The sequence below is a fragment of the Candidatus Poriferisocius sp. genome, assembly GCF_965202595.1.
In the GTDB taxonomy this organism is placed as follows: Bacteria; Actinomycetota; Acidimicrobiia; order Acidimicrobiales; family Bin134; genus Poriferisocius.
In genome coordinates, this window is sequence record NZ_CBDBBH010000001.1 from 1 (window position 1) to 9337 (window position 9337).

At 60.8% G+C, this 9337-nt stretch carries 3 protein-coding genes; all 3 read right to left on the bottom strand.

Annotation, left to right across the window (positions count from 1 at the left end):
- Positions 1-3570 (bottom strand): hypothetical protein (locus ACOGXC_RS00005; RefSeq protein WP_419917437.1); only part of this gene is annotated, 3570 nt, incomplete at its 3' end.
- Positions 3571-3573: 3 nt separating this feature from the next.
- Positions 3574-8928 carry a hypothetical protein gene (locus ACOGXC_RS00010; protein ID WP_419917438.1) on the bottom strand — a complete coding sequence of 1785 codons (5355 nt, stop codon included), beginning with the start codon at positions 8926-8928 and terminating at the stop codon, positions 3574-3576.
- Positions 8928-9293: a hypothetical protein gene (locus ACOGXC_RS00015; RefSeq protein ID WP_419917439.1), complete on the bottom strand. Its 366-nt coding sequence runs from the start codon at positions 9291-9293 to the stop codon at positions 8928-8930. Before ACOGXC_RS00015 ends, ACOGXC_RS00010 begins: the two co-directional genes overlap by 1 nt.
- Positions 9294-9337: the final 44 nt, after the last annotated feature.

The window sequence follows — 9337 nt, forward strand, 5'->3', positions numbered from 1 at the left end:
AATGACCTTTGAGTGAGAATCGGTCTGGTAGTCGATCGTGATCGTGACTGAGCCGCTCGGAAAGTTCTCAGTCAATATTTCGTCGTCTGGACTGACCGCGATCAGGCGAAGCTTCAGCTTGTCTCGTGTCAGAGACCCGAACACTCCTTGCTGGAACCGATAGGAATAGGTGTTGAATGGGTGCAGAATAAAGTTCTCATTTCCATTCTTATAGATGTTGCTCCACACCCCTTCAAGGTTCTGATACTGCCAGCGCAAGCGGGCATTGGCGAGGTTGATATGGATGTCGCTGATCGTAACGAGAAGGTCCGTGCTGTCTCCCCACCAGCCCATGAAGTTCCCGCTGGCATCATGCAGTTCCGTGATGCCGGTCTCGGAGTCGAGCGGGACATACACATTGTAATCCGCGTAGGCGTCCACATACGCGCCGCGAGCCGCGCCGAGGCTGTTGGTAAGCCTGATCTGCCCCCAGAACTCGTCGATCGTCTCGCCCGGCGCGAGGCCGATGGGATACCGTCGCGAGATCTCGAAGCCGTAGGGCTCGTTGACCGTGAGCGATGGCTTCCAGCGCTGCCACGCGAAGTTGTCAGGAAACTTGAATCGGAACCGCAGTTCGAGTGGGTAATACGGATTGGCTTGATGATAGAAGTTCAGCAGGTCAGCACCATTGGGCACATCGATGGCGTAGGGCTCGACATTAGCTCCGTTCATACGAAGGACATATTCAGCATCGTGGCTCCTGATGGCGATCTCGCCGAACTTCTCGAACTCCTCCGTGAATCGCGGCCCAGGATCGTCCCATCGATTGCCGGCTGTGTCTTCATTACTCGCCGATAGGCGGATTTGCACCTGCCTTTTGCCATCGGATACATCAACATCGAAGTCCATCAGGTAGCCAGCTTCTAGAATGCGAGAGTTCCTCTTGAACTCTTGCCCCTGCCTGGAGTTGATTGCGATCCCGAAGTTGTCACCCGACTTTGACACATGCTCCGCACCGAAGGTAATGACCTCCTGATACTGGACATCGAGGTCCTCGTCCTTGAGGTGCCCGATGGTGGTAAGCGGAACAAAGCGTCCATCCAGCGTGTCAAGGTGATGCCTGGCGTAAAGCGTCTCGTTCGTGAAGCCGCTGTTCCCTATGAAGGCAGGCGTGAACCAGCCTCTATCCAGCTTGTCCCCCTCATTGGGAATCCCATACACGGGCCTGAGCGCAGTATGAATGTTCGGCTCTGCCTCGGTCGGTGCCGGCACCCCGTGCTGCCAGGTGAAGTTGTCTGGATACGGCAGAATGATATCGACGACAAAGGCGAGATTGCCTTCGGCGGCGTCAACCGCGTCAAGGAACTCGAAAATCAAATCCCGCTGCGTGGTGCTTTGCGGGCTCGCCGTGTAAGGCGTCTGCGTGTCACCGTGGAACGGGATTGAGAGGAACCGGTTCTCCCAATAGATCTCTACCCTTCCATACTGCCCGAAGCTGTCAATCAGCGAAGCGGACTGACTGCGGTCTGCCGTGTTCTGAGCCGAGGACACATAGAGAGTGGCGATGCCACGATTGGCACCTGAGTCATGGATCGAAAACTCCCAGAAGAACAGGCCCTCGCCGAATCCATCATTCAGCGCGGGGCGGTCCCGGCCCTGCGGTGCGATGATCAGATCGGCGGTGTTGTTCGCCTTGAAGGCTGACTTCGCGGCGGTGAAGTGAAATCGCTGGTAGATCTGTTCATCGTAAAGATGGGCATCGCGAAAGCCCCAGGAATCCTGCGGGTAAAGTGAGACAGGAAGGTCGCGAGACTTATACCGGCAGAAGATCTGCTCGAAGCCTCCACCCGCCGAGGGAGAGACGATCTCGAAGATCTCCAGCTTGAGCCCCGCCGCGTCGGGGATGGCGCTGTTCAGAACGCTAAGCTGGTCATTGTCATTGTAGTGAAGGGTGACCTTGCTGGTCTTCGCGTCGTTGAAATTGACCTGGATATTGCGCCAGCTTTCAGGCCCGAAGAGAACATTGGTCTCGTCAAACGCCACGCCGTTCACGCTGCCGACAACCTTGAAGCCGAGCACCTCGGGGGCGCGTGGAGTCATCCCCAACTCGATCCTCGATCTGACCGAAGACAGGCTGTAATGCGCAGTAATCTCGGGGCGAGGACCGATCGTCCAACTCGCGTTGTCGAGCGTTTGCTCAAGGTCGTCTAGCTCGGCGACCTTCAGTCCCTTCGGATTGCTGACCCGCGAGTAGTACGGGGGGTCAACGGCCTCCGCGACGTAATCATGAATGGCCTTGGGAGCGTAATGGCGAGGCAGGGCATCGGGATCACCCTTCCGCAGATCCTCCACCGTTCCCGCGTCCTGCCACTCCAGCGTCTCCCACGCCGTGCCGAGCAGCATCTTGTTCTCGCCGGCCTCGCTTGGCGTGTCGAAGAGCTCGAAGAAATGATGCGTCTGCGGGGAAGCCATCGTGTACCACGACCAGTCGGTGCCAGACCAGACAACCTGTAGGGCCGTGCGCCGGTCATTGATGTCGTGATTGCGGAGGCCGTCGGCGACCGAGAAGATGCTGGCCGGGTTGCCGTCGGACAGGTTCATCGCCACGAAGTCGATCTTGTCGCTCGAGGTCAACCCCGATGTCGGCAGGTTCAACCGCCCGTTGGCGGAGCCGATATACCAGACAAACTTGCCGTGATACGCCCGCGCCTGAGCCGCATCCAGCGTCGTCGTCTCGGTGAGGATTTCCACGTCCGAATGATCGAGGAAGCCACTGATCTTCGATGCCGGGATCGTGGGAAGACTGGCGAGCGGAATGGTCGCCACGCTGCCGACGGTGTTCTCGGTCGCGTCCACCAGCAGGAACTGGTTGGCCCGACCCTCGAACGAGTTGAAGGTATCCGTCAGGCCGGTGAACGTGGTGGACCCCGGCGACTGGCCGCTAAGCCCCCCGGAACGCATCCGGTAGATGCGGAACTGGGGTTCGTCCCACACGACAAAGGCCTGTTCCCCACTGTTTTCCAGGGTCAACTGGTGGGTCGTTGCAACCCCCCTGCGATTGCCAACGATCGTGACGTTCTGGTCGCCGGTCTTCGCGTTCATCACGACGCAGCGGAAGTTCGTGCCGCTCGTCGGTGCCGGCAGGGTGATCGTGGACGCCGAATCGCCCGTAACCTGCAACGTGCGGTCGTTCAGGCCGGGCAGTTCCGATGCGGTGTAGGTCTTGGTGGCGTCGCTGATGGCGGGTTGTTCGGCGATCCACGGGATGCCCGCCCAGCTTCCGGTGGTCGTGTAGCGGTAGAACCGGCGCTGATCCTCCGTGACGGCCCATGCCATCCGGTGGCTGGTCTCTCCTCCTGCCTCGAACGTGGTGCCCTCGAACATGGCGATCTTCTGCATGAAGATGCCACTGCCAACTGGTCCGTTCGTGTGCGATGCCCCGTAGATGTAGACGCCGGGAAGGACATCGGTGTTCACGTCGTAGTCGGCATCGGTGCGCGGCATGGGCCACGCTTCCTGACCGAGGATGCGAAGAACGGTTTCGTCGATTACCGCCGCGTGGCGGGTGGAAAAGGGAGTGAAGGCAACCATGGACTAGCTCACTGCTCGTTCAACGGTGAAGATGATGCCGCCCGAGACGTTGGAGCGGGCGCGAAGCGTCGAGACCAGATACTCGTAATCGGTGCCGCCGATCTCGACGGTGCCCCGCCGGTATCCGGAGGTCTGATCCACACCTCCGGCCAGAAGCTTGGACATGTCCCGGACTGCGGCCGGTTGCACAAAGACCAGGTAGCGCTGACCGGACCAGGTAAGGGGCATGGAGATCTGCTGCGAACCTTCGGAGGCGGGAATGTCCACTGCGGTCAACCCCTCCAGGCTCGTGGGGGCGGCGGCTGTAATGGCCCCGAAGTGGAGATCGTGGTCGGCGTGTGGCGTGAACGTGCCGCCCGTCAGGGCCCCCACGTAGTCTGCGAGCATCTTGGCGCTCCATCCTCTGATTGCGGTGTCGGTGCCGGCCGCCAGCAGGGCCGCCGTGCCGGGGACTGCCCCGCCGGCCTTGGCGAGGTAAAGCTTGATGACGTGGCCTTGCGGGTTGCCGGCAGTGTCAACCTTGTCAAGCCACATGGCCGAACGGGTGTTCTCGACGGCGTAGAGAACCTGAATGCGGCCTCCGCCGATCTGGAGATAGCCGCCTTCGCCGCCGGGGGTGCCGCTGGCCGCACTCCCCCACGGCATGAAGACCTCGTCGACCTCGTCGCCGCTCGCGTTCTCGGCCACGGCCCAGATGCCGGTCGTGTCGGTGTAGGGGCGAAGCTCGGGAACAACCACGGTCTCGGTGGAGACGCTGAACCCGGTGAGCGCCGTGTCCTTGGTCCAGCGGGCCCCGTTGAGCGTTCCGCTGCCTGTCTGGCTCGGCAGGCTGTTCGACGTGAACACGATCTCGCCGCGAGAGTTGCCGTCGTCCGTATCGGGGGCGCCGAGCTCTTCCTTGAGCGTCTCGCCGGTGATGTACTTCAGCGGGTCGTTCGTGGAATCCTCGTCGGCGAGGAAGATCCGGGCGTTGTCCGGCAGGCTGTCGATCTCGACGTTGATGCGGTCCCGCAGGTTCGAGATCTCGGAGAACTCCCAGCGGTTCGCCCCGCCGTCCCAGATGATGGCCGCCCCGGTTCCGGCCCCGCGCAGGACCGTGTCGGCCCCGTGGAGGTTCTGGATGTTGCCGCCGGTCAGGGTGACGGTGCCGGAGCCGACTCGCGAGTGGTTCCAGACGTTGAAGGTTACGTTGTCGCCCGCGCTCAGTGCCGGCAGGGTGATCGACATGTTGAGCGGGGCGTAGCAGTAGATTGTCTTGCCGTGCAGGTCCCGCGCTCCTGAGGCGAGGTAGACCGTGCTGCTGGTCAGGACGCTGGCAGGATTAAGGAATTCACTAAGAAAATCAAGGGTTGTGAAACCCAGTTGGCCGTCATCTCCAGAATCGGTAAAATAGAAACGTAGATTGCTCTGTTCACTCGCACTCAGATCGGAAGCGGTTTTCTGCCCACCAATAGTCAGATTAACCAGCGCTGAACGAAAAAATTGTCCTACCTCCATAAATACATTCGGGTCACCCGATGTTAGTTCATCCGACAGGAGCAGACGGTCGGTACTGGAAACGGAATCAATCCTCGTCGTCACATCGTCATGCAGGTCAAACGTGCTGGCACTGCCGAACAGCGTTTTCAGCGTTCCAATGGTGGTGTGCTTGAGCGGGTCGTTGGTCTCGCTTTCGTCGGTCAGGAAGATCCGGTCGCTGTCGTTGATGCCGGCCCTGGCCAGCGCCGTCATGGCGTTCGTCCGCAGCGTGCTGATGATCCATGCGGCGAGCGTCTGGAGCGTGGCGAAGCGGTTGGGGTCGCCGGCCACGTTCTCGTCGGACACGAGCACCCGGTCCTGCGTGGCGAGGGCCGTGACCTCGGTGGTCACGTCGTCGTGCAGGTCAAAGCCGCTGCCCCCGCCGCTGCTGGCGAAGACGGTTTTCAGGTCGCTGATCGTGGCGTGTTTGAGATTGCCTGAGTCGGACTCGTCCGTCAGGAACATCCGGTCGGCGTCAGCAATGCTGCCGGAGGCCAGGCGGGTGGCGAAAAAGCTTCTGAGTTGGCTGTAGACGTAAGAGAGGAAGTTTCCTACCGTCGCATAGGCATTCGGGTCTCCGCTCGCGCTTTCATCGCTGAACAGCATCCGGTCAGTACCTGCAAACGAATTGCTCGCCAACTCAAGCGATACATCGTCGTGGAGATCGAAGTCGCCGCTGCCTCCGCCGCCCGATGGCAGGGTGAGATCAAGCGTCGTATCGTCTTCGCGAGTGAGCGTCAGCGTGTTGCTGGCGATGGCCGCACCCTTGAACAGGCTCTCGATGTTGTCCGAGGAGATGACCTGTGCGCCGTCGCGGATCGAGATAAGGGAGCCGTTTGCGACATCGGTAAACGCACGAGGAAGGTCAATTGAGAGACCCCAATAATTGCTACTCGTCCGCGTTAGCCTGTTAATTCTCGCTCCGACATAAAGTATGTCGTTGATATAGAGATCTCTCGTTTGTCCAACTGCTGTGCCAAAGCGGTTTCTTTCTGCCTCAGTCAAAAAAGAAAAACTAAGCACTGGGGTAGCAGCGTTCCTCGCGTCCAGAACGATGGCTGTAAGACTGTTAGGCGGCACGGTCTGCCCGCCAGAAGTAAGACGATTGCGGCTGACCAATTGAGTGCCCGGCATGTCGTCGCCCTGCGTGGGCGTCCGGGCGGTGAAGGTCAGCGTGTTCCCACTATCATCGTGTGTGATGGTGAGGTAGTCGCCTGCGCGAACGAACCCAGCAACAAGGTCGCGGACCTGCTCCTGCGTCAGCCCGCCGCCTCCGCTACTGCCCGCCGCCGCGATAGTGAGAGTGTTCGCAGTGTCGTTGTGCGTCAGGGTGATATTGTCACCCTCGGTAAGGAAGGCGGCTATGGTGTCCCTGATGAACTCGGCGTCGGAGGTGACTGTGAGAGTTCCGGCGTCATCGTCATAAACGCCGTTGATCCCGTTCCCCCAGCGGAATAGCGCGGCAACAGCATCCTGCACAGCTTCCAAATTAAGCCCAATTGCAGAAGCCAGAATGGAGACGGTAAGCGTGCCCGCACTGTCGTTGTAGACAATATCGATTCCGGTTCCGCTTCTGATGAAGTTTGAGACCTTGTCCTGAAGCTGCTCGTCGGTAAGTCTGCCCCCACCTCCAGCCGGCGCATCAATCGCAGCCCAAGCCCCGCTTTCCTCCCCGAGGATCTTCCCGCTAACCGGCGCCGGCAGGGCCCGCGCCACCTTCAACGGGCTGGCCGTGGTGCCCAGCCCCGTCAGCGTCGCATCGGACGTGACCTGCTCCAGCCCGGCCACGTCCGCAACACCAAGCCCGCTGATGCCGACCCATTCAAGATCAAGATCACGAGTAGCAAGGTCCCAATCACCTGCCGCAACGGAACCCTGGTTCTCGAACGGGAACGCTCCCTCACGCAGGTTGAAGAACACATCCTGGGCGCCAGTGGGAAGGCTGGCGAAGACATCAAAAGCGGAAGGGTTCACCCCCGCGTACGTCGCAATCGGGTGATCCAGCTCATTCACATCGCCGAAGAAATCAACCGGCAGGTATCTGGTTCCTCCAATCGTGATCTGGTCGGTTGTCTGAAAGCCGGTTACTGGAATGGTTTCACTGATTGTTTCAACCCCGTTGCCAACATCGGCATCGGTCGTCCAATTGATATACCACTGCTCCGCTGCGGGTCGCCCGGCTCTCCTGTAAGCCGCCAGGAACCGGTCACGCAATGTGCGATTGGCTCTGCTGGCTATCCACATCACGCGGAGAATGATGGCATTGTCGCCGGTGACAATGCGAGCATTGCCAGGGCTGATCGGTTGCACAACACCGCCGATTGTGGCTCCAAAGGCGCGCTCGATGCTGCGAGCCGCCACCCGCTCCACACTCTCGACATTGGCAAACTCGCCCGTGCTCAGCTTCTTGAGCACGATGCGATCGTTCGCGGGGGCGGCTGCGATCTTCGTGGCCAAAGCGGCCGCGGAAGCTGCCGCAGTCGGGTCAGTGGACTTCGCTGGGAACTGGATGTAATACCGCTCGGTCCCTTTGACGATCCCCGCAGTTGCGCGAATGTCCGTTATCTCGGTCGCATCATCGAAAACCGTCTCATCGTCATAGCCCCGCTCGTGCAGATACTGCGCGACCATCGAGGGCGGCGAGGCATTCGGCGAGACAAGGCGAATGAAGTGCAAGCTGTCAGCAAGATAGTCATCAACCCAAGCGACATTTGCGCGATCGTTCGCGTGCGCGTCACGCTTGGCTACGGCAGTTTCGCTGCCATCCGCGATAAACGTGTTGGGCTCCGGCCCGAGGCGGAACGAGTCGTGTTCGTGATCCTCGTCGGCCCCGCCGCCTGAGCCGCCGCTCTCGATCCACGAGTGTGACTGGTCGCGATCGGCGAGCTTCCAGGCACCGGCGGCGAGCCGGGACTCCACGGCCACCGTGCCCTGCGGGCCCATCACGAAATAGAGTCTGCTGCTCGTGATCTGCCGGGCGCTGATGTCGAAGTTGGTGATGTCGCCGAAGCCGTGCGAGTAGGACGCACTCGCCAGCACGATGCGATAGTAGAAGTGGCTGCCGAGGAGGATCTCCCGCGTCATCGACTCGATGTTGTATCCCACGGAAGTTCCGTCGGGAGCGGTGAACGAGAGCACCCACGGGTGACTTTCCTGAACCTCGTTGAAGGCATTGACCGTGTTGCCGATGCGCTCGGAGTCGATGTTGATCCCCCCGTCGGGGAGGATCACGACCAGCCGGCCGCCAACGTCGGTGATTTCGGGATTGTGATTGTTGTTCTGCGGGGCCCGCCCGATCGTGAACCCGTCGAAGGTCTGCCCCCAGATCGAGGACGGCAGCCTCGTGTCGAACCGGCGGGCGTCCTCGATCACCTGCCTGACCGTGTTCGCGCCTTTCGTGAACTCGATGTACGGCGGGTCGAAGCGGCGAATCCCCTGCCGGACCTTGTCGATCACCCGGTCAATCGAGGTGATATTCAGCGGGATCGTCTGGTAGATGTCCTTGCCGAGCTCCGGGTTCTCGCCGCCAGTCAGCGAGACGGCATCGAGCAACGTGCGCGAGGCATCCCCGGTCGGCAGGAAGTCGTCCCACTCGATATCGATGGCCTCGTCGTAGGCCGAGAACACGAACAGGTTGTTGGTGGTGTCCTCAAGGATCAGGACGGTGTTGACGCTGTCCTGATAGGGCCGGAGCCAGCCCGGCCCGGCGCTGCCGGCCTGCTGGTCGCGCAGCAACCTCGCCGCTTCGAGACTCTCGGCCCGGAAATAGTTCGGTGCCGGGCCCAGGCGAATCGCCCGGCCCTGGTCAGACCCTCTGCGGGCAAACCCCCCGGCCGGCATCAGGACAGATCCACGGTGAACTTGGCGGCCGAGGACACCACGACATCGACCGAATGGCCGGTATTGCGGAACCGCAGCCGCTCCTGACGGTATTCCTCGGCCCCGTCAGAAGGCTGCGTCACCGGCGATATCAGGTCGGGCACCCAATACCCGCCGTCTTTGGCCAGCGAATGTTCGACATCGACGGAGTAGACGTTCTCGGCGACATTGGCCGGGGTGATCGTCCATGAGACCCCGCCGTCCCCCCATGGGACGGAAGCCATGCGCTTGGCGGCAAACCTGATCGTGGCGGTTTCATTGTCATCCAGCCGGATGACGCGGATATCCAGGCCCTGGGAGCCTGACAACTGATTGACGGTCGCCAAGTTTCGCCCCTGCGAAATGCCGGGCCGAAATCCATACTAGCAGC